Below are 22093 nucleotides of genomic sequence, written 5' to 3'. Positions count from 1 at the left end.
TTGAATAACCAAGGAATAATAAGTAGAAAAAGAAAAAAAATTGAAAATCCATTACTTAGATTCTACGGTATACTCCAACTCCTTGAATCCGACTTCTCCATTGGGCGTCAAGGCTTCAAGAATAATGAATTTTTTTCCTGTGATATCAGAATTATAATAACTCAATTCCTCTTGCCCCATTTTCGATAATTCAATATTGTTTTTCCAAAACAACAAAGATCTGAGATCAGGTTTAATCAATTGTTCTTCAGTTAGAGCTGAGTAATCCATCTGTTCATATTCACGCATCGCTGAGAAAACAGGTAAGGAGGTTTTCATCACTCCCTCAGTGGCATTGGCCCCAAACAGGCCTTTCCCAGCATGAGTATATATGGCAATTACACTTCCAACTGGAGGAGCAGCCAAAGGATGTACCCAAGGAAAAACCTCCAAAAAGAGCTTGGGAAACCCTTTCGCATTTTTAATAATTTCAAAACTTTTCACTTCTGAGGGATCAATATTTTGAATCAGGTGATAATCATAATTCATAACAGGTATACCATCGACCACCACAAGCGTGAGCCCTCCACCATTTACTTTGGCATGTAAAAACCCTCCATTAACATTGATCCTGGTAACTGAAATCAATTCAGGATAATTAAAAAGTAATATACTATAAAGCCCATAAGACCATTTTTCTTCTTTGGATTCAATTTCAGCTCCATCTACGACATGAGTTGGTTTTCCGAATCTCTCCATCACTTCCTGTCTCTGCGGAGTCATTAAATAATCTTCTACCGTAAACTCTTCCAATTCGATGAAATTATTTGAAAGGTTAAAAGCCCTATCCACCGTATCTTTTTTCTGCTCCTTGATAATTACATTCCGTTTGATGCTATCCAATCTCAAGATTGTTTCTCTTTGATCAAACGAAATAGGTGGCACCTCCTTATCATCAAGAAGAATTGAAAAATCTTTCTTTTGCCCCTTTTCATCTACTGTTTGGACTAATGCATTTATTTCAGTTCCAAACATATCAGGAAGCAAGAAATTAAAGCGCCCCAAACTATCAGTTTGCTCCTGAAAAACACCGACCTGTTCTCCAAAAGTCATTAGGGTGACTTCTATTCTATTTATCGCTTTTTTCCTTAGAAAATTACCTTCCACCCTTCCTGAAACTCCAATAGTATATTCAGGGCTTACGTTCCCTTCTACCTCAAGTTGATGAAATTTATAATCGCTTGGTCTCTTTGTCATTAACCAAGTATCTAACTCCAGCGCATTTTCGGGCTGAATCAATGAGTCCTCATTTGCCAAGGAATAGTTAAAGTCACTAAATAATAGGGTTCTCGCTATTAAACTCTGTTGCTCCTTCTTGTATAGTGCATATAATTGTTCATCCAGAACTTTGACAGATAAAGTCGCATCCCTATTTCGGCCTTCTGAATCCAGCACGGCAACATTCAATTTTGTCAATTGACGCTGACTGTAACTTTTTAAATCTGTATTAGCTATTAGTTGAAGCCTTTCCTGGGGTTTTGGATTAAAAATGTAACGGCTAGCCAGGACCTTTTTATCTTGATCAAACAACGTTAAGGAGGATACACCTTCTGGAATAGAATCCAGAGGGAATTTTAAAAACATTTTCCCTTCTGACAATACTCCTCTAGCATAAAAATATTCTACACCCCTGCTGGATAAACTCACATAGCTGCTATCATTATCATGATAAGAAGAAGTAATATCCAGCCTTAATTCATCATTCGTTATATAGGCAAACAGTACATCTCCTTTAAATTTTGTTTCGGGTAATTGGATGGTGAGCACCCCCCTTTCTTGATTTTCCAAAGGGATTTCGGCGAAGAATATTTTTGAAGTATCTCCTTTCAATAAAAAGCTTCCAATCCCTCTCTCGGTACTTTCAAATGTGGTTATTAGGTTTCCCTCCTGGTCTCTGACTTTCCCATTGATTTTAACTCCTTTCCCTTTCACATCCTTCGCATGAAAGGCAACTCTAGAATAAATCCCATGAACTAAACTCCCACTCTCCGGAAAAAATTCAACCTCTGAAACCCCATCCTTTAATGCTACAGTTTTGGTATAACTCATACCATTATCTGTACGCATTCTCAAACTTACCACTTTGTCTTTTGGAGAAATGGGATAAGAAAGTTTATAGATCTGATTTTCTGGTTTAATACTAAGTGAATCTGCTAATCCATCTATGTTCACAAAAACATCCAACTTTCCCTTGACTAGACTATCGATGGAAGCAGGGTCAAAAATTGCCTCTAGGATGGTATTGCCGGACTCCTCTTCTACTAAAGTTAAATCATAGATGGGGTCATTTTTACCAATTTCTTGGGAGGCATAAATATCAACATACTTTTCAGAGATAAAATCTGCCCCAAAATTTTCATTCCATTTGGTATAGGCTCTTAGTAAATACCTCCCTGGCAAGTAAGACTGATAAAGGTCAAAAAATGCTTGTCCCCATCCATTTTCCAACTTTATCGTTTTCCTTTCTAGTATGATTTCATTGAAATCAATCAATTCAATATATAAAACCCCGCTAAGTTGACTAGGTGAATGATCTGCTGCTTTGGTAACAATCGCATTTACCCAAAGCGTCTGATTGTTTAGATAAATGCTCCTATCAGTAGTAAGAAATATTTTTTCGGCAAGTGAAATAGGATAGCTTAGACTGGACTCCTGCCCAAAGGCCACATTCGATCTTAGAAAGAATAACCCGACCAATAAAAAATAAAAACTAAGGGTGTGTTTAAATTGTCCTTTTTTAAAAAAGCTTGTTTTAAACATTTCTGATCTTCCTGTTTTTCAATAGGATCGTAAAATATGATCGCTCAAGGAAAAATAAAAAATAAACCAGATTAATATTTTTAGGACCTCAATTCTAAGACTTTCCCTACTGCGTCCGGCACATCCTCTTCATAATGGCTGACGTAAATCAAGGAAATGGAACAGCCTTCGCAAACTCTTTGAACGGTCTCTTTAAAAAGTCTTCTTTGGAATTCATCCATCCCCTGACTTGCTTCATCTAAAATCAACAATTGGGGTTGTTTGATCAATGCTCTGGCCAAAAGGGTCCATCGTTGATGTTCTAAGGACAATCTCTGTATGACTGTATGTTGAAGGGGTTCCAAATTAAAAAGCCTGATCCATTGATTGGCCAATTCCTCCTGCTCGGGGCTGACTTTTTTGAATAATCCCATGGTATCAAACAAACCAGACAAAATCACTTTTCTACAAGTTTGATTGGCCGGGAAATACCGACTCAATTCGGGAGCAACAAAACCAGTAGGCCGCTTCACATCCCAGATACTTTCTCCTGTTCCTCTTTTTCTTCCAAACAACCAGAAATTCTGCGAATAGGCTTGGGGATTCTCTCCAATCAGCAAACTGATCAAGGTGGATTTTCCAGAGCCATTCTTCCCTTTCAAGAGCCATTTTTCCCCTGCTTTCACCTCCCAGTTGACATCTTTTAGAATCACTTTGTCGCCATATTTAATACGGACATTCCGGAGTACTATTGGCGCCTTTAACAATTCTCTATCCTGTGGGAGAAGAGATTGAAGTAAGTCCCAATCCCAAGCAGGGATGTTGGTTTCCTTTCCTCCACTTTGGTGGTAATCCTCCTTGGTCCAACGACCCGCTAATCCTGATTTTGAGATTTTGGCTACATGGGTAATTCCATCCGGAATTTCATTCCCTGATGTGGTTAACAACACCTGGACACCGGATTTGCTGATCTCTTGGATAATTGTCCCAAACTCCTCTCGGCTTCTCACATCCAATCCCGTCATTGGCTGATCCATTAAATAAATATGGGGCTGGTGCATCAAGCCTAAGGCAATGGCCAGCCTCCTTGTTTCTCCATTGGAAAGCTTCAATATAGATTTATCCAATAGGGCTTCTAGTCTCAGAAGTTTGGCCACATTTTCCAGGGTCCAGGGTCCAACGACTTTCGGGGTAACTTCTAAAAGGTATTCCCTTACAGTTGCAGTTTCTTCAGATTCAGACGAATTGAACCGTTGTTGAAAATAAAAATTCTGGATATGTGAGCGGTTTTTAAACTCGTACTTCTGAGAGACATAGGCGATTAAGTCCCTAAAACTATGTACCTCCCCTGCTTCTGTTTTTTCTTGTACATATGCCTGGGCAAATGGTCTATGAACTTCTCCTCTAGAAATTACTGTGTTGCCCCTCAAGGTTTCTATAAACGTGGTCAACTCCCAACCGGAATCTCCAATCACCGCCCAATTTTCACCTGTTTTCCAGTTAAAACTTAAGTTTTCAAAAGCCTGCTGAGCTTTGTATAAAACAGTGGCTCCATGAATAGTTAGGATAGAATTGGACAAAATAGTTTTTGTTAGAGGTTACTTTTCTAAAAATAAAAAGAAGGGATTAAACTTTGTTTTTGCTATCAATTTGAATGGTGACTGGGCCATCATTTACCAAGCTAACTTTCATATCTGCCCCAAACTCACCCGTCCCAATTTTCTTACCCAAATCAAACTCCAAAGTTTGAATGAGCTTTTCATATAAAGGGATCGCTACCTCTGGCCTTGCCGCTTTAATATAAGAAGGTCTATTCCCTTTTTTAGTACTGGCATGTAGCGTGAATTGAGAAATCAATAATAGATCCCCATTAACCTCTATCAGGCTTTTATTCATCACCCCGTTTTCATCAGGGAAAATCCTTAAGTTGATGATTTTCTTGGAAAGCCAGGAAATATCCTCCTGGTTGTCTTCATTCTCAATCCCTACCAACACCATCATCCCCGTTCCAATTGCTGATTTTATTGCTCCTTCAATTTTGACGGAAGCTTCGGAAACTCGCTGTATGACTACTATCATTTTGTTAGATCTTGCATTTGCCCCGAATTGATAATTTCCACATTCTGGGAGCTGGCTTGATTAGCTACCAATACCATTGCTTTTGCTACCTGGAAATCATAAATAGGTCGATAATTTTTTAGGACCTTAAGCCAAACCAATGGTTTCATGGCGATGGATGCAAACCATTCTCCAAGCCTGAATTCATTTCGATTGCCAAGAAGCAAAGAGGGTCTAAAAATTCCAAGAAATGAATAGTCCAATTTTTGTAAATCCTGCTCCACTTCACCTTTCACCTTACTATAAAAAACGGATGATTCGGGATCAGCACTCAAAGCCGATACATATAAAAATTTAGTGGCTCCTAGATTTTTTGCCCATGTTGCAAATTCCAACACGATATCGTGATCGACTTGGTAAAAACGCTCTTTGGACCCTGCTTGTTTGATGGTAGTCCCAAGGCTTGAAAACGCATGAATCTCTGCTTTCTTTTCAAGTATCTCCTCTCTTACCAGCTGATATTCTCCGCCCAAAGAGCTTGACATCAGAAGGTGCTCCCAATCCCAGATATTGATTTTTAACAAATCCCCCTCCAGCTGAACTAACTTCTCATGTTTAAGGGCCAACTTTCTTCTGCCCACACTGATTACAAAGTCATATTTTTTGAACAGTTGATGCAATAACTGCATGCCAACCATTCCTGAAGTTCCTGAGATTAAAGCGATATTCATAAGGTTACATATTGTGCAATAGCTTCTTTTAGTTCTTGTTCTATTGCCTGATTTCTATCTCTTGCATACCAAAGGTACGTTCCTTCGGAAAACTCTTTCGAGCTCAATCCTTGAGGGTCCTTTTTATAGGCAATCAATCGTTCCTGTAAATATTGAGGTCTTGGCCCCCAGGTAAATAGTTCCTCATTCAAATCCTGGGAGAGACCGATCAGCTTTGGAATGGATCTCGCGCCATTGGTCAAATATTGATCCATGAGTTCAGGATTTTCATCTCTTAAAACCAATTTCAAGTTGATGAGCGGATTGAGGGCTGCCAATTTTGCAAAGTACGGAATACTTTGGGAAGCATCTCCACACCAAGCCTCTGTCAACACTAACCAAGTTTGTGGCTCCTGAATCCCTTTTATCAAAGACTCCATGTCAGATGAAATTTTAGCAGTCTTGTCGACCCTTCTCATCCGCGCCACATTCATTTTTGTGTAATTGATATTGGCTTCCGAATGATTGGTTCCAGTAGTTTTTCCTTCCGCCAAAAGTTCATCAATCAGTTGACGATATTCTTCATAAGTGAGCCCAGATAGGACAATTTCCTCAGAAATTATTGGGGTAGTTGGGTTAAGCATACTTTTGGAATTTGGGAACTAACAGCTCTGATCAAGCTTGAGTTCTCTCGTACTCCAAAAATTCTTCAATTTCATCTTTCACCTTGGCATAAATGGCCAAAACCACCGACAAATCATCAGCAAATCCAAAAAATCCTAGAAAATCAGGTACTAAATCGATGGGGGAAACAAAATAAACCAGACCTAATAACAGCAATCCCAAGGTACTGGTAGCCAATTTATGTGAACCATTAAAATGGGCTTTGATCATTCTGATGAATACTCCCAACGGCATCACCAACTTTACAAATCTGGAGTCTTTGCCGACTTTCCCTATTTTTTTAATGGTATTAGACATCAACTCCTTAACCTGCTCTTCTTTTTTGACCAATACCTCCACCTGCTTTCCATACAGCTTTCGGGCTTTGTCAATCATTTCAGTAGCTTTTGATTTAAGGGTGGTCATAGGTTAAAAGTAAATATTGATCTCCGACTTTACTAATTTCAAGGCATAGCTCACCGCATCGTTATTCTGTTCTAAAGATCGAGTGAAAATCGCTTTTGCCAAATCCATTCCACTTGCCTCTTTGTCTACGGACTGTCTGCTCTGATTGATCAGGGTATTCACGTTTTCCACGGCATTTTTTACAGCTTCCCAAGTCTGTTCCGAGAAATATACCTGTTGAGAGAAGTTATGGTTAAACTCTTCCCGCACTTCATGTAGCAATTGCGCATGAAGCTCACTCGCCGTGAGCGAAGATGGATTTGATCTTCGGACCAAGTTATTCGGCGATATCCTTTCCAGCAACAAGCAAAGTCGTTCAGCTGCTTGCAAGCGAATCGGTAAAATGGTTTTGGAATTCTGGGTTTTTAATTCCACAATCATTTTCTCTCTTTCTTTGGAGAGAAAGGATACCACCACCAAATACATCCCATAAAGGACAATTCCGGCAGGTAAAAGAATTTTTAATAAATCTATCGCGTAATCCATAGTTGGCAATTTCCTTCGAATATCTATAAATAATTTCTGTCAAAAAACTTCAGAGATCGTAAATTTGAAACGAAAACGAACCAATTCCGCGCCAAAAACATTTGACTCACATGATTATTCCTGTCCAAATCACAGAAAAAGCTGAAGCTGAGATCAAAAACATCATGGCTCACAAAAATATTCCTGCAGATTACAGCCTGAGAGTAGGAGTCAAAGGTGGCGGTTGTGGGGGCATGTCCTATGCATTAGGTTTTGATAAAGCTAAATCGGATGATCAGCAATTTGAAATTGCAGGCATTCCTGTGCTGATTGAAAAAAGACATTTTATGTTTTTGATGGGGATGCAGATTGATTTTTTTGAAGGAGATGAAGCAAGGGGATTTACCTTTATCAATCCGGATATCCCTAAAAGACACGATCTCTAATTTTTTTTAATAAATTCATAGGCAAATGATCGCTGATGAAAACTCCTCTTTTAATTATTCTCTTCTGCCTGGTGGCATTTCCTATTTTTTCACAAGTCAAGCATTTGAAAGAAGGTGAAAAACCTGGTATCGGAAAGGTTGAAGACTTAGACTGGGTCGTAGGATATTGGTCCGGAACAGGACTAGGGGGAGAATGTGACGAAACCTGGATGCCTGCCATAGATGGAACCATGGTGGGTACGTTTCGATTTTGGCAAGATGGCAAATTGATCTTTAGTGAGTTTATGAATTTGATCCAGGATGGAGAAACGTTTTATCTAAAACTCAAGCATTTCAACCCAGACCTTTCGGGATGGGAGGAAAAAGATGAATGGACCATTTTTCCTTTGGTGGGAGTAGATGAAAACACCATCTGGTTTCATGGGTTCACAATGAAACGTGAAGGTGATAAAATGGCTCTTTGGCTGGAACTGAACGAAAATGGAGAAAAAGATTTAGTGGAGTTTTCTTATCAGAAACAAGATCTTCTGGGATTTTAATTCTCCCATGCCTACTCATCAGACAAACATCATTTTTCTTATCATCTTCAACTGTTTGAAATCCAAATAAATACATGTTCTTTCATGAAACTAAATTCACTTTTATGTCGTAAATTATTCTAATTCAACCCTTTTTTATATGAAACATCTACTTCTAGCTGCAGGAATTCTTTTGGTACTCATTTCTTGCAAAACTTCTGAAAATATTATCGTTGATCAGGTTAGTAATACTTCAGGATTATCCGGAAAAAAAACCTTTCAGGTGATTAACAAACCTGATGCTTCCAAAGATATCCTCCTGCTTAATAAGCTATTTGAGAAAAAAATGAAAGAAAGAGGGTATTCTAAAGTGGAGAAAAACCCAGATTTTCTGGTCCAATCTGTAATCGCTTCGATCAATTATGAAAATGAAATTCTGGAGTATGCCGGCGTTGGCTTGCCTGCTAATGCAATGTCTTCTTCTAATCACTTTGAGTCAGGAAAATATGGAAAAGTCATTTTTCTGATCCAAGATGCCCAAACCTATGAAGTTCTGTGGATGGGGACAGGAACAGGGATATTAACAGCCAATGAAATAATTGATAAAGGTTCAATAAACTCTGCCTTAGACGAATTGATAGCCGGATTAATGTAATTTCTTAAAAGAATTCGTAAAAATTTTTCAGACTAAAAATCCTCAAAACCGGGCTTGATGTTATCCCAAAAAGCATCCAATGCAATGATTCTAGGTTTTAGAAAGGAGATAATTGCTGGCCAATCATTCTGATCCATGACATTTACTCCATTCAACACTTTTTCAATTTTGGATATTCGCTGACCAAATTCATTCTCAACCAACAATTTCCAATCCCATTCTTCTCCTAACTCCGCAGTCAACAACTTTTTAAAGACTTTAAATTGGTCAAAGAATAATTCCTGAAGTTCTTCATCTGAATGACAGATTTCTATACCCACAGAAGCAAAACCCTGTTCGGCCTTCATCCTGAAATAAATATCCTTGACACCGGTTTTATAATTGGGCCAATTGACCCTGAATCCCGAAGCTCCTCTAATCGGCTTCATATATTGACCGAAAGAAATCCAAAACTCTTTTCGGATTCGGGAGGTTTCTGCCCGACTATACATACTTAATAAGATTCGTGACTATCGGAGGGTAACACCAGAATGATCTGACCAGACTTTTCATAATCCGCATTCAAAGAATCCAATTGATCTTGCGTAACTGTATGGATATTGATGATCTCCAGGTCTGGAAAACGAGCATTCAAATACCATAAAATCCCCTCTCCATCTTTGGAATGGTAGGAACCGTTGACATGGAGGATTTTATCGCCAGAAGAGAGGGTGGAAAACAAGGATTCCGCCATTGTGGCATCCTTTAAGGCTTGTGCCTGAACCATAAAATCAGAATTCATCGGTCCCCCATGCATCATGTCTTTCATAGCCACATAACCGGGCATGGTCATATCTATTTCAAAAGGTAAAGTAGCCATATAGCCTTTTGCTTCCTGATTTAAGCTATCCAAAGCTGAAATACCGGATCTGCTCGTTAATGAGGCATATTTCCTGGGTACATTACTGGCTATGAAATTCAGGTGATGTTCTTTGGCAAACCTCATCAATGGGCGATAATCCGTTTGATAATTATTCCACAATTTGGCCTCTGCCTCAAAATTCTTTTCAGTCATTTTTCCGGCAAACCATTCATCAATATTCAATTGATCATCACGCTCAAAAAATTCCGCAGCCAAAACCAGCTCCGGATTGTTTGCCGTCATTTCTTTCAGTAATTGTAATTGAAGCCAATGTGCAAGGCTATTGTTATGCAATTCCCCAAAAAATGTTACATCAGCTTTATTGGCCATCTTCACCACGTCTTTGAAATCCAGCTTCTTGCCTTTATTGGAAAAAAACTGATAGGCTTGCCCTTGACCAAAAGAGGTCAAACAGGATGCAACTAAAATGAATGTGACTAAAACTACTTTACGCATAATCTTCAGGATAATGTATTTGTACAGCGGAGTATTTAACTAATCCACCAAGAGATGGGTGATGTTTTTTTAAGGTCAACTGAATTTTCTTGACTTCTGGATACACTCTTAGGATATCCTCAATGATTAAATGTCCCAAATGTTCCAGCAACTTGACTTTGACATCCATCCTCTCTTTGATCAACTTGTAGAGCTTGGTATAATCTATGGTGGATTTCAAATCGTCCTCAAGCATGGCCTTTTTGAAATCGGTATCCAATTCCAAGTCAAGGGTAAAACGATTTCCCAGTACATTTTCCTCAGGATATGCTCCATGATAGGCATGAAATTCTATCCCTTCCAACGATACTTTTCCCATTAGTCAAATTGGTCAAAAAATGATCCCGATCCTTTATCCGTGTCCTTTTTAGGAATCGCTTGTTCTTCTGATAGGGAGGAAGGCTTTACCTCTGCTTTCTTTTGGATGGCAGCAGGCTCTTCTTCTTCCATTTGATCTATTTCTTCTTGGATCGACTCCTCTTTTGTCTCAATGTATGCCTCTGCGGTTTGATCTTCTTCCACGACTGATTCAACTTCCTCCAAATCCATCTTCAGATCTGGTGTAGCATCATGCATTTCCAATTCTAAATCCTCTTCTATGATTTCCATTTCTGCAATTGGATCCTCTTTTTCCGGTTCGGGAGTAAAAACCTCTTCCTCTTCAGGAGCCAGGTTCTCGATATTGGCAAAGGTAAATGCATTGGATCTACTCAATTCATCAATGGCTCTTTGGTATGCTTTGGCATCAATCCTTGAGAAATGTGCATCAGAAAGATCTATCTGATTCAACATATCCTGTGAAATTCTTCTCAAGCTTTTCACCAATGCTTCGCGTTGTTCCACCAACCCATCATAGGATCGAACAAGCCCTTGCATACTTTCTCGAAGTTCTACAATGGTTTCTTTCGCTTTGGCTTCAGCTGCACTGATAATGACAGCCGCTTGTTGCTGGGCATGCGCTTGTACTTTCTCGGCATATTCATTGGCCTCGGCAATCGTCTTTTCCGAGTGTTCGTTAGCTTCAGAGATGATCAAATCAGCTGCTTCATTCGCCTCCTCAATAATGGAAGCACCCGTATCCTCTGCTGTTTTCAAGGTTCTGAATAAAGAATCTTCTACATCTTTCAATCTTTTGGCTTCTGCTTCTGTATTTTGAAGCTTGGATTTTAATTCGATATTTTCCTGATGAAGCTGGTCAACAACTTGGCTGACTTCTTCTAAAAACTGGGAAACTTCCTTTTTCTCAAAACCTCTAAATGCAGTTTCAAAGGATTGTTGCCTGATGGAGGCTGGTGTGATCTTCATGGGTTAGCTTGCTTCTATTTGCCAAATGGAAATTGTACGGTCATCAGATATAGATATTACCTGCCCTGAATAGGTACTCCAAAGAACTTTATTTATGGATGTGCCGTGTCCGGCATTTCTTGCTTTGTCTATTACTTTCAAGAGCTTTTTCTCTTTGGCATCCCAAACTTTAATGGATTTATCCATAGAGCAGGACACCAGAAATTCTCCGTCTTCTTTGAAAGATATATAATTAATGGCATACATATGTGCCACGATGGTTTCTTCTAATTGATAATTGCTGGTATCCCAAAACTTCAGTCTTGCATCCCTGGCTCCACTGACAAGACTGGCTTCATCTGGGGAATAAGAAAGTGCAAATACAGAATTTTCGTGACCAATGAGGTTTGCAACGGGCTGGAAATCATCTCTCAAATCCAGCACTTTGATCGTATGATCACTAAGACCAATTGCCAAATGCTTTTTGACAGGAGAAATGGTCATGACCCGAATACTTTTGGAACTGAGTTTAACCCGTTTTTTCAAGGACTGACTGGGAATGTCAATAATGACCAAAATCCCGTCTCCTGTCCCCACATAGGCCTCATTTCCAAAAATCTTAATATCAAAAATCGCCTGATCAGTAAATTTCAATGACCATACTTCTTTATTTTCATTCAGGTCGACGACATGGATCCCCTCAAAGTTATGCCCAATAAAGAGCAAATTCCTCTCTTTATCCACCTCCATGGCATACACGGAATGCGGGAGTTTGGCGATCAACTTCCCATCTTTTGGATGATCAAGGTCCCACTCTACGACCATGCCATCTCCAGCACCTGTATAAAAGAAACTCGGATCACTTCCTTCTGTCAAAGCATAAATGCAGTCATTATGCCCTGTCAGCGTTTGTAATTTATTTACTTGAATTTTTGACATATATTGGACGATGACTTAGCGGTGCCCTATTGGCCTATGCAAACAAAAATAGAAAAAATTGATTCTTCCTCGGCTTTAGCCATCAAGATTATTGAGACGCATGATGTAGATAGTTTAGATTTCTTGAGTTTTAGAGAAAAACTATCCTATGCGAATATCTCCCACCCCGAAAAAAGGATGGAATGGGCTACAGCTAGAAGAGCCATTAAAGACGCGTTGGATACCTTGTACATCCCCTATCCTGGATTTTTTAAAGATGAACATGGTAAATCTCACTCCATGAATGGGAATGGGTTTGTCTCCCTGTCTCATACCGAAGGGTTAGCGGGCGCTATTTTCCATAGAGATACTCCAGTGGGAATTGATATGGACATCATCCGTGAAAAAATCCTCCGGATTGGCTTTCGTTTTCTCGACCCATCCGAACTGGATTTTCTGGAAAAGGATCCCTTACATTATACCTTGGCTTGGTCAGCGAAAGAGTCTATTTTTAAATGTCAAGGCAGAAGAGGAGTCAGTTTTAGAGATAATATCCTCTTAGAACCATTTTCTCCCGATGCCACGGTCATTAAGGCCAGAATAAGAGAAACTGACTATTCGGATCACCATTATACGGTACATGCACGGGTGATCAATGATACCGTATTAACCTATACAATTTGGTAACTACCATGAAAAGAATTTATTCCATCCTATTTTTCCTTTACCTATCTACGGTATACGCTGTGGCTCAAGACATCAACAGCCTTAGCTTACAAGATGCAGTGACGGAAAAGCCTTTTTCACTTGAGAATGAAGTAAATCAAAAAGCATTGGTTTTGATTTTTCACAGTACTTCCTGCCCCTTTGTCAAAATGTATGAAGAAAGAATCATCGATATCCGAACAAGGTATCAGAACCAGGGAATTGATTTTGCTCTGGTGAATTCAGATCCAAATCCTGAAAACCAAAAAGCCTCTGATTTAAGAAAATTTATTGATGAGACTGGGTTAAACATGTCCTATTTAATGGATATCAATCAAGATTGGATCAAATTCTTTCACATCACCAAAATCCCTGAAGTAGTAATTATCACGCCTGGTGCCGATGGATTAATTACTGCCTACAGAGGAGCCATAGACAATAATGCACAAGCAGCAGGTTCTGTCACTGAGAAGTATTTGGAAAGAGCCATCAATCAAATCTTAAAAGGGGAACAACCTAGCCCAGGACAAGTCAGAGCCGTAGGATGCAACGTCAGAAGTTTCTAATCTGAAAGAATAGCAATCATTTCTTTCACCTCCTCCACTTTTTCCATCTCCCCCAATTTCTCAAAGGAGTTGCCAAGGTTCCTAAGGGTTCTTAATAAGATCTGTAAATAGGCACAGGGTTCGAAGTACTCCTCTTTGGGTTCCAACTTCAGGTGTTCCAAATAATTAAAAATATCCTGCTTACTAAAGATCAGTCCCTTATTGAATGCGTTAATGTAAAATGTCAGGTCTTTTGTTTTATAGGTCAGTACAAAAAGATTGGGCAAGTTCACTCCATAGATTGGAAGGCCTAATTTTTTCCCAACCAATAAATATATCGCACAAAGACTGAGTGGATTTCCTCTTTTGGAATCCAATACCGAGGAAAGCATACTGTTTGCAGGAGAATGAAAATTCTTGGTATTGGCTGTAAACCGGAGTGTATTAAACAATACATTGTTGATGGTTCTGATTTGATCGTAGGGAGCCAAATCATTTTTAAAGGCCGTCCAAACTTCAAAGTAGATCTGATGCATTTCAGCATTCAGCTTTTCATATTCCAAATCAGGATATTGGTAGGTATTGATGATCCATAACCCTGTCAGCAAATCCCGATCTTCAGATTCTTTCCAATCCAATAACCTCTTTTTCAATAAAGAAAATTGAAGATCGTGAACCAGCTCCTCGATTTCCTTTTGAATTTCAGGATTGAAGCTTGTTTCCCATTTTTCTTCTAGAAATGGAATAATCTCCGTTCCCAATGAAATTATTCGATCTCTCACATGATTTCTTACTTCAGAATCTGTGTCATCTAAAAGTGAAACCAAAGCGTTTAACTCTGCTGGAGTCAAGTTACTCATATGCAAATTTCTTGAAAGAATGGATGTTGTATTAATTTAATGAAATTGTCTTTAAGTTTGAATAACTCCTACGTTAAATCTCTCTGAAATTGGTGCATGATTGGCAGCTTCAATGCCCATGCTAATGACTTTTCTGGTTTCCTGAGGATCAATCACACCATCCACCCAAAGTCTAGCTGCTGAATAATAAGGACTTAGCTCCTCATTATACTTTTCTGTAATCTCTTGGAGCAATTCTTTCTCATCCTCCTCACTTATTTCCTGCCCTTTCTTTTTTAGGGAAGCCACTTTGATTTGTAATAGGGTTTTTGCTGCTGAAGCCCCTGACATCACTGCCATTTGGGCTGTGGGCCAAGAATAAATCAAACGGGGATCGTACGCTTTCCCGCACATGGCATAATTGCCTGCCCCATATGAATTCCCTAGAATAATCGTGAACTTCGGCACCACGGAGTTCGCCATGGCATTCACCATTTTTGCACCATCCTTGATGATACCTCCATGTTCCGCTTTACTTCCCACCATAAATCCGCTTACATCCTGCAAGAATACCAAAGGAATCTTGCGCTGATTGCAGTTCATGATAAACCTTGCCGCTTTATCAGCTGAGTCGGAGTAAATCACCCCTCCCATCTGCATTTCTCCTTTGGCGGTTTTGACGATTTTGCGCTGGTTGGCAACAATTCCTATGGCCCATCCATCTATCCTGGCTGTTCCACAGATCAATGTTTTTCCATAGTCCTTTTTATACTCATCCAGTTCTCCCCCATCCACCAATCCTGAGATTACTTCGTGCATATCATAGGGTTTCACCCGTTCCAAGGGAAAAACTGAAAGCAGTTCCTCTCCAGATAAAGCGGGAGCTTTGGGCTCTTTTCTATCAAATCCAGCAGTGGGATTCTCCCCTATTTTATCAAAAATAGCCCGGATCGCATCCAGACACTCTTGGTCACTTTCATATTTATTGTCTGTCACACCGGAAATTTCACAATGTGTAGTTGCTCCTCCCAAGGTCTCATTATCCACGGATTCTCCAATTGCGGCCTTTACCAAATAGGAACCTGCCAAAAAGATAGATCCTGTTTTATCTACAATCATGGCTTCATCAGACATAATCGGTAAATAAGCCCCACCAGCCACACAACTTCCCATAATTGCCGCTATTTGAACGATGCCCATGGAGGACATTTTAGCATTATTTCTAAACTGTCTTCCAAAATGCTCTTTATCGGGAAAAATCTCATTTTGCATGGGCAGAAATACTCCCGCACTATCCACCAGGTAGATGATAGGCAGATGGTTTTCCATCGCAATTTCCTGAGCTCTTAAATTCTTTTTGGCAGTCATCGGAAACCAGGCTCCTGCTTTGACAGTGGCATCATTTGCTACAATTACCACCATCCTCCCCTGAACATACCCTATCCCGGTAACCACGCCTGCAGAAGGACATCCGCCCTCTTCTAAATACATCCCATCTGCAGCAAAAGCCCCAACTTCCAAAAATTCAGAACCAGCATCTACCAAATAATCAATTCTTTCCCGGGCGGTAAGCTTTCCTTTAGCATGTTCTTTTTCAATCCTTTTGGCACCTCCACCCAGTTTTACCTGTTCAGTTTTAGATTTTAATTGATCAAGAAGGAATTTAAAAGTAGGGGTTTCCATAGAGGTGTTTGACTTCATGATGAAATTTGGGATTACAGTTTTCAAACTCAATTTTGAACCTAAGAGTTTGTTTGAATATAAACAAAAGCCCTTTTCCGAGTTGAAAAAGGGCTAAATGATTCGTGTGAATTCAGCTATTAATTAGCCTCTATCCCTTCTTTGTAATCCCGAATGGATCTAAAAATAGCTGAGGCCATGTATTCCTGTCCTTTTTGACTCATCAAGAACCGCTCTTCTTCGCTGTTGGACAAGAAACCAAGTTCGATCAACACACTTGGCATGGATGGGGTCCAAAGCACGTAAAAAGGACCTTGTTTTACCCCTCTGCTTTTTCTTCCTACCCGATTTTTGAATTGGGTCTCTACATGATCAGCAAGAGTGACCGAATTCTCAAAATGTACTTTTGACAACAAATTAAAAGTCATGTAAGATTCGGGTGATTTGGGGTCAAAACCCTCATAATTTTCCTCGTAGTTATCCTCCAAGTAGATGACAGAATTTTCTCTTTTTACAATGTCGAAGTTGGCATCAAAATGCTTCATCCCCATCACAAACGTCTCTGTACCGTAAGCAGAACGGTTAGGAGCAGAATTGGAGTGGATGGAAACAAATAAATCCGCCTTATTATTATTGGCTATGATCGGTCTTTCTTTCAATTCTGGAAAGCTATCGTCTTTTCTTGTGTAGATTACTTCCACATCTGGAAGGTATTCTTCTATATATTTACCTACTAATAGTGCGACAGCTAGATTAATATTCTTTTCTTTGGACCTTGAACCAAGATTCCCAGGGTCTTTACCACCGTGACCCGCATCGATAACAATCTTCTTCATGCGAAACGCTGGCATCATTGATTCGTTAGATATGAATCCTCCGAAGACAAATGGGATTAGGATAATTAAAGAGATAAGAATTTTTTTGCTTTTGGACCGTTCCATGAGGGCAATAGAATTAACTTTACGCGAAATTTTACACAAATTAAACAAAGCGCAATCAACTGTGCAGGGATTTAGACTCCTTTTATTTTCACTATTCGGTTTATTGATTGCTCCAGTAATGGTAGCTGCACAACAACCTACTAGACAAACAGAGCGGAGGTTAGTGGTGCCTGACACCTTGGCTTCACCCCTGTTAGATACATTGCCAGAATCTAACCCTCCTGCATTAACCGACACTTTGCCATCTGATAGTTTGGCAAAAATTATGCCCACTGGGCCAATTACCTCAGATATTACATATTATGCGGAAGATAGTATCGTATCTGACTTCACTGAAAACAAAGTTTACCTCTACAATAAAGCTTGGTTTGAGTATGGGCAGATGAAGCTTGAGGCAGATCTAATCGTCATAGATTGGAAAAACTCCATGCTTTACGCCTCAGGAGTGACGGATAGTTTAGGAAATATTACAGGCAATCCATTTTTTAAAGATGGCCCTAGCGTCTATGAGATCAGAAAGGAGATGCGCTATAATTTTGCTACTCAAAAGGCAATTATCAAGGACGTTGTGACAGAGCAGCAGGATGGGGTTTTACGGGGAGAAACCATCAAAAAAACGGAAGACGGAAGCATCTACCTGAGTCATGGTTATTATACCACTTGTAAGTTAACCGAGCCTCATTGGCATATCTCCTCCAACAAAATCAAATCCATTCAGGGAAAGCAAGTGGTATCAGGACCATTTAACCTGTACTTCAATGGAATTCCTACGCCTTTAGGGTTGCCTTTTGGGATTATTCCCGACACGCCTGAAGAAAAAGCATCAGGGATTGTGTTCCCATCCTATGGTAGTGAGCAAGTCAGAGGACTTTACCTTAGAGATTTTGGATATTACTTTGCAATCAATGATTACATCCACGCCCGATTTACAGGAGACATCTACTCCAAAGGGGGTTGGGGTGCAAAGTCTCAAGCGGTATATAAAAAGCGCTACCGATATGGGGGGAGCTTTAACATCGACTTCCAGAAATTCGTCTCTCCTGAAACCGAATTAAATCCGGTCAATTACAATACTTTTAGAGTTCAATGGAGTCATACCCCTGAATCGAGAGGGAATAGTAGATTTTCTGCCTCAGTCAATGCAGGAAGTACCAGCTACTTCAATAATGTGATCAATCAGAATAATTTCCAGAATAATATTACTTCTGAATTCACCTCTAATGTCGCCTATTCTAAGACTTTCACGGGCACCCCTTTTTCCATGTCTGCTAATATGAGGCATTCCCAGAGTGTGACTACTGGGGAAGTGCGATTGGATCTCCCTTCTATTTCTGTCAATATGAATAGACAGAGTCCTTTCAGAAATGTGAAGTTTGAGCCCTTAAAAACCTTAAACATTGCCTGGAATTTTGCCTTGCAAAACTCCATCACCAACCGGGTAGATCAATCTTTCGGGGTACCCACTGACCTATCTACCGGGACTGAACAGACTGAATACATTCCCTTCAACCTTGCAAATGCAAGTCTTTTATTGGACAATGCAAGCAATGGAGCGAGAAGTACCATTCCGATTTCCTCTAATTTCACCCTGTTTAAATACTTTACAGGTACCGCTTCCTTTAATTACCAGGAACTCTGGTACCTCAACAGAATCAATTATTACTACAATGCTTCTGAGCAACGAGTGGATAAAATTCTGGAAGAGGGCTTCAACCGGATAGGCACGTATAGTTCTTCTTTTGCGCTCAACACCAACGTTTATGGTTTCTTCAATTTCAAAGGAAATGGGAAAATCCAAACGATCAGGCAGCACATCCAACCTTCCATTGGGTTTAGTTTTAGACCGGACTTTTCAGATCCAAGATTTGGATACTACCAAGAGGTCCAGATAAATGAGGAAGGCGATACTCGACTTTTATCCAGACATCAAGGGTTTATCTATGGGGGGGCTGCAGTGGGCGAGTCCAGGGCCATGACCTTTAATTTGAGAAATGTATTGGAAGCCAAAATCAAAACGGAATCAGATACAGCAGAGGCTACCACCAAAAAAATCCCATTGTTGGAGACTCTCAACTTGAGCACGAGCTACAATTTCGCCGCTGATTCCTTTAACCTTGCCCCTTTTAGCATAAGCGCCAGAACAAGCTTTTTTGAAAGGAAACTTTCTGTCAATATGAGTACCACCTTGGATCCTTATGCCACTCGTACTTTCCTAAGCAGTACTGGGGCAGAAACAATCAGAAGGATCAATGAATTTGCTTGGAACAATGGACAGGGAATTGGTACAATTCGAAATGCTTCCTTGAATATGAATATGTCCTTGAACCCTGGTGGAAATAAAACACCAGGAGAAGTAAGGGATGAAGTTACTTCCAATTTTATGCAGCAGGGAGGAGTTCTCAATGAATTTGTGGAGAGTGAAATCAATCGAATCGTTTCAGATCCTAGTCAATACATTGATTGGAATATCCCCTGGAACTTGAGTTTTGGCTATAATTTGAGTTATAGCAAACAGACCACGGGGACCACCAACATTACCCAAGGAATGAATTTGAATGGAGACTTTTCACTGTCTGAGAAGTGGAAAATCAATTTCAATACAGGCATAGACTTACAAACACAAAAGATCACCCAGTCTATGATCGGTATTGCAAGGGACCTCCACTGTTGGCAAATGAATGTCAGCTGGATTCCATTTGGCCGATTTACTTCGTACAATATTGATATTCGGGTAAAATCAAGCATCCTTCAGGACTTAAAAGTGTCCAGAAGAAGATCGTTCTTCGATAGATAATTTACCTGGCAAACAATCCCTTAAACTCTAGACCTACTTAGAGGCATCGTCATACACCTGGGTCCTCCAAGTCCTCTTGAAAGTTCAGAGGAAGGAATCTCCAATACGTCGACTCCCAATTGTCTTAGTGCCCGATTAGTATGAATATTTCTATTGTAGGAGATCACCCTTCTGGGGCCAATGGCAAATACATTGGCTCCATCGAACCATTGCTCACGGAGGGAATAATCGGGATTCCCATCAGCAGTGTGTAGGATTTCCAAATGTGGAATTTCACGCTCAAGGATGGTTAAAAGAGATTCATTCAACACCTCTCTTTTGATATGGACTTTATCGTCTTTTATTTCCTTCAATGTATAACGGGAAGTCTGCAATACCGAGTTGAGAGCATCAGGGTAGGTTAACACCAGATTTTCATCCAAGATGGTGAAGACCGTATCTAAATGCATGTAATTCCGCTTATGAGGAAGATGCACTTCATAAACCCGTTCTACTGATCCTTCAGCCAACATGGCTTTGGCAGCATGGTAAATCGCTTTTTCATCGGTCCTCTCAGAATTCCCTATGGCCACTGCTTTTCCCGATAAGACGATGATATCTCCTCCCTCAATACTTGGAGGATTATCATGCCCTTGAATAGGATACAATCGATTGACATTATCCTTAAAGTCAGCATGGTTTTCAAATATGGTCCGCAACAAATCCGCTTCTCTTTGTCTTCCGTCCATTTTCATACTTGAAAAAATAATTCCACCTGGAGTCAAAGCCATGGGGTCCCGTTGAAAATATAAGTTGGGACATGGTGAAATCGCAAAGGCAGACTCCATCAGTTCTCCAGAGTTTAGATTGGGGATTTTCTTTCTTAATTCGTGAATTTTTAACCCGGCAGTCAAAATTGAGGCACACTCCGCAGTAGAAAATCTTTCCAAAATATCTTCCGCCAGATGAACCAAGCCGGACTTTTTCAAAGACTCTCTCACCAACTTCAACAGGATATCCTCATCATATAATACACGGATCAATAATTCCCGCAATTGATACACCTGGGCCCCTGTGGACTCCTTAATTAAGTTGGAGAAAGCATCGTGTTCCTTTTGCAAGGCCTCTAAATAGGGAACATCCTCAAAAAGTAAGAACTCCTTATTGTAGGGCGTCAACCGATCTATTTCCTTTCCTGGTCTATGCATCAATACGGCTCGGAGGGTTCCAAATTCTGAGTTTATTCTAAGATTCATCTAATTACCGATTTGTTATTTATAATACTATTTTATTAATATTTTTTAAATAAAAATGAGTTTTTATAAAAATTAATGAAACAAATAAAGCCATTCATTAATTATATAAAAATAAAACTCTAAAAAATCAACTACCACTCAATCTACAATTTTATTGGTGAATCATTTCAGGTACTATTGTTGAATCGATTCTAAAAAAGAATAAAGACAAAAAGCATGAGACTCACTAACTATAAAAATACAGTTTTAATCTTTCTTTTTATGGGACTGATTTTTTCTGGTTGCGACACCATCAATCAATTGGGCGGGCAGTTCGGGTTAGGCACCCCTACTGAGGCAGAGATCAATTCAGGACTCAAACAAGCCTTGGAATATGGAACCAGCTATGCTACGGAACGACTCTCCAAGGAGGATGGGTATTTGGGAAATTTGGCTATCAAAATCGTTTTTCCAGAAGAAGCCCAAAAAGTGGAAAACACCTTGCGCTCCATTGGACTTGGAAACCTTTGTGACCAAGTAATTACCAGCGTCAATCGGGCTGCTGAAGATGCTGCCATTGAAGCCAAACCCATTTTTGTAGCAGCCATCAAAGACATGAGTATTACTGATGTGAAAAACATTTTGCTGGGAGAAAACGACGCAGCAACCACCTATTTTGAGAATAAGACGACAGGTTCATTGGAAGAAAAATTCAAACCGATCATTGAAACTAGTTTAAATAAAGTAGGTGCCACCAAATACTGGGGAGACGTCATTGGAAGGTATAACCAAGTTCCTTTAGTAAAGCCCATAGAAGCCGATCTATCCAAGTATGTCACCAAAAAAGCAATCGATGGACTCTTTTATGAAATTGCCAAAGAGGAATTAAAAATCCGTGAAAATGTCACTGCCAGAAGTACCTTGTTGCTACAACAAGTGTTTGGATATGCTGACCGAGAAAAAGCTGTTTCAGGAACAGTTAAATAATATTCCGCTGCAATCACATTTTAAAAAACCGA

The 22093-nt window shown here is 39.8% G+C and carries 23 protein-coding genes; 7 read left to right on the top strand and 16 right to left on the bottom strand.

All coding sequences use genetic code 11. The annotated features are described in order from the left end of the window. Positions 1-51: 51 nt before the first annotated feature. From BUR11_RS03530 to BUR11_RS03500, 7 genes are all read right to left on the bottom strand, one after another. Positions 52-2799 (bottom strand): hypothetical protein, encoded by a 2748-nt coding sequence (locus tag BUR11_RS03530; RefSeq protein ID WP_074223434.1) that lies wholly within the window; start codon positions 2797-2799, stop codon positions 52-54. An 80-nt stretch (positions 2800-2879) separates the two neighbouring features. Beyond that, a complete protein-coding gene (locus BUR11_RS03525; protein WP_074223433.1) occupies positions 2880-4358 on the bottom strand; it encodes an ATP-binding cassette domain-containing protein in 1479 nt (492 codons plus the stop codon). A 46-nt stretch (positions 4359-4404) separates the two neighbouring features. Continuing rightward, positions 4405-4857 (bottom strand): D-aminoacyl-tRNA deacylase, encoded by a 453-nt coding sequence (gene dtd, locus BUR11_RS03520; protein ID WP_074223432.1) that lies wholly within the window; start codon positions 4855-4857, stop codon positions 4405-4407. Beyond that, positions 4854-5567, bottom strand: a complete 714-nt coding sequence (locus BUR11_RS03515) for a Rossmann-fold NAD(P)-binding domain-containing protein (RefSeq protein WP_074223431.1) — start codon at positions 5565-5567, stop codon at positions 4854-4856. The genes dtd and BUR11_RS03515 overlap by 4 nt, the downstream gene beginning before the upstream one ends. Continuing rightward, entirely contained in the window at positions 5564-6190 is a 627-nt protein-coding gene (locus BUR11_RS03510) for a thioredoxin family protein (protein WP_074223430.1), read from the bottom strand. Before BUR11_RS03510 ends, BUR11_RS03515 begins: the two co-directional genes overlap by 4 nt. Positions 6191-6221: 31 nt before the next feature. After that, positions 6222-6635, bottom strand: a complete 414-nt coding sequence (locus BUR11_RS03505; protein WP_074223429.1) for a YkvA family protein — start codon at positions 6633-6635, stop codon at positions 6222-6224. Between the two features lie 3 nt (positions 6636-6638). Beyond that, complete coding sequence (locus BUR11_RS03500) at positions 6639-7160, bottom strand: DUF7935 family protein (RefSeq protein ID WP_074223428.1); 522 nt, start codon at positions 7158-7160, stop codon at positions 6639-6641. Between the two features lie 110 nt (positions 7161-7270). Between BUR11_RS03500 and BUR11_RS03495 the strand changes: the two genes are divergently transcribed. The 3 genes from BUR11_RS03495 to BUR11_RS03485 all read left to right on the top strand — a co-directional run bounded on the left by BUR11_RS03495 (position 7271) and on the right by BUR11_RS03485 (position 8758). Further along, positions 7271-7585, top strand: coding sequence for a HesB/IscA family protein (locus tag BUR11_RS03495; protein WP_074223427.1), 315 nt, complete (start codon positions 7271-7273; stop codon positions 7583-7585). Between the two features lie 35 nt (positions 7586-7620). After that, positions 7621-8124, top strand: a complete 504-nt coding sequence (locus BUR11_RS03490) for a DUF6265 family protein (protein WP_074223426.1) — start codon at positions 7621-7623, stop codon at positions 8122-8124. 139 nt (positions 8125-8263) lie between these two features. Beyond that, complete coding sequence (locus BUR11_RS03485; RefSeq protein ID WP_074223425.1) at positions 8264-8758, top strand: DUF4136 domain-containing protein; 495 nt, start codon at positions 8264-8266, stop codon at positions 8756-8758. 32 nt (positions 8759-8790) lie between these two features. On the opposite strand, the gene BUR11_RS03480 is transcribed toward BUR11_RS03485, so the two are convergent. Genes BUR11_RS03480 through BUR11_RS03460 form a run of 5 tightly spaced genes read right to left on the bottom strand, consistent with a single transcriptional unit; the run spans position 8791 to position 12377 of the window. Then, the gene (locus tag BUR11_RS03480) at positions 8791-9249 is read right to left on the bottom strand and encodes a DUF4268 domain-containing protein (RefSeq protein ID WP_074223424.1); all 459 of its coding nucleotides are present in this window, start codon (positions 9247-9249) and stop codon (positions 8791-8793) included. Positions 9250-9251: 2 nt separating this feature from the next. After that, positions 9252-10115, bottom strand: coding sequence for a ChaN family lipoprotein (locus tag BUR11_RS03475; protein WP_074223423.1), 864 nt, complete (start codon positions 10113-10115; stop codon positions 9252-9254). Further along, positions 10108-10473 carry a dihydroneopterin aldolase gene (gene folB / locus BUR11_RS03470; protein ID WP_074223422.1) on the bottom strand — a complete coding sequence of 122 codons (366 nt, stop codon included), beginning with the start codon at positions 10471-10473 and terminating at the stop codon, positions 10108-10110. Before folB ends, BUR11_RS03475 begins: the two co-directional genes overlap by 8 nt. Next, entirely contained in the window at positions 10473-11459 is a 987-nt protein-coding gene (locus BUR11_RS03465; RefSeq protein WP_074223421.1) for a DivIVA domain-containing protein, read from the bottom strand. Before BUR11_RS03465 ends, folB begins: the two co-directional genes overlap by 1 nt. 3 nt (positions 11460-11462) lie before the next feature. Then, the gene (locus BUR11_RS03460) at positions 11463-12377 is read right to left on the bottom strand and encodes a WD40 repeat domain-containing protein (protein ID WP_074223420.1); all 915 of its coding nucleotides are present in this window, start codon (positions 12375-12377) and stop codon (positions 11463-11465) included. A 36-nt stretch (positions 12378-12413) separates the two neighbouring features. On the opposite strand from BUR11_RS03460, the gene BUR11_RS03455 reads away from it, so the two are divergent. Together BUR11_RS03455 and BUR11_RS03450 are read left to right on the top strand one after the other, a co-directional pair. Beyond that, on the top strand, positions 12414-13043 hold the full coding sequence (locus BUR11_RS03455) for a 4'-phosphopantetheinyl transferase family protein (protein ID WP_074223419.1): 630 nt from the start codon (positions 12414-12416) through the stop codon (positions 13041-13043). 5 nt (positions 13044-13048) lie between these two features. Next, the gene (locus BUR11_RS03450; RefSeq protein ID WP_074223418.1) at positions 13049-13627 is read left to right on the top strand and encodes a redoxin domain-containing protein; all 579 of its coding nucleotides are present in this window, start codon (positions 13049-13051) and stop codon (positions 13625-13627) included. On the opposite strand, the gene BUR11_RS03445 is transcribed toward BUR11_RS03450, so the two are convergent. From BUR11_RS03445 to BUR11_RS03435, 3 genes are all read right to left on the bottom strand, one after another. After that, positions 13624-14466: a transglutaminase-like domain-containing protein gene (locus BUR11_RS03445; protein ID WP_074223417.1), complete on the bottom strand. Its 843-nt coding sequence runs from the start codon at positions 14464-14466 to the stop codon at positions 13624-13626. The two genes, BUR11_RS03450 and BUR11_RS03445, sit on opposite strands and share 4 nt — an antisense overlap. Before the next feature lie 51 nt (positions 14467-14517). Then, a complete protein-coding gene (locus tag BUR11_RS03440) occupies positions 14518-16146 on the bottom strand; it encodes an acyl-CoA carboxylase subunit beta (protein ID WP_074223416.1) in 1629 nt (542 codons plus the stop codon). Between the two features lie 119 nt (positions 16147-16265). Next, positions 16266-17066 carry an N-acetylmuramoyl-L-alanine amidase family protein gene (locus tag BUR11_RS03435; RefSeq protein WP_074223415.1) on the bottom strand — a complete coding sequence of 267 codons (801 nt, stop codon included), beginning with the start codon at positions 17064-17066 and terminating at the stop codon, positions 16266-16268. 118 nt (positions 17067-17184) lie between these two features. Here BUR11_RS03435 and BUR11_RS03430 point away from each other — a divergent pair, with 118 nt between their 5' ends. Next, complete coding sequence (locus BUR11_RS03430) at positions 17185-19860, top strand: putative LPS assembly protein LptD (RefSeq protein ID WP_200800396.1); 2676 nt, start codon at positions 17185-17187, stop codon at positions 19858-19860. A 20-nt stretch (positions 19861-19880) separates the two neighbouring features. Here BUR11_RS03430 and BUR11_RS03425 read toward each other — a convergent pair whose 3' ends face one another. Beyond that, positions 19881-21095 (bottom strand): arginine deiminase, encoded by a 1215-nt coding sequence (locus tag BUR11_RS03425; protein WP_074223413.1) that lies wholly within the window; start codon positions 21093-21095, stop codon positions 19881-19883. 261 nt (positions 21096-21356) lie between these two features. On the opposite strand from BUR11_RS03425, the gene BUR11_RS03420 reads away from it, so the two are divergent. Beyond that, a complete protein-coding gene (locus BUR11_RS03420) occupies positions 21357-22061 on the top strand; it encodes a DUF4197 domain-containing protein (protein WP_234982073.1) in 705 nt (234 codons plus the stop codon). The last annotated feature ends 32 nt before the right edge of the window (positions 22062-22093 follow it).

Origin of the sequence: Algoriphagus halophilus, assembly GCF_900129785.1 — a bacterium.
Classification (GTDB): domain Bacteria; phylum Bacteroidota; class Bacteroidia; order Cytophagales; family Cyclobacteriaceae; genus Algoriphagus; species Algoriphagus halophilus.
The sequence above is the reverse complement of the archived record's forward strand: the minus strand, read 5'-3'. Positions and strand labels throughout refer to the sequence as shown.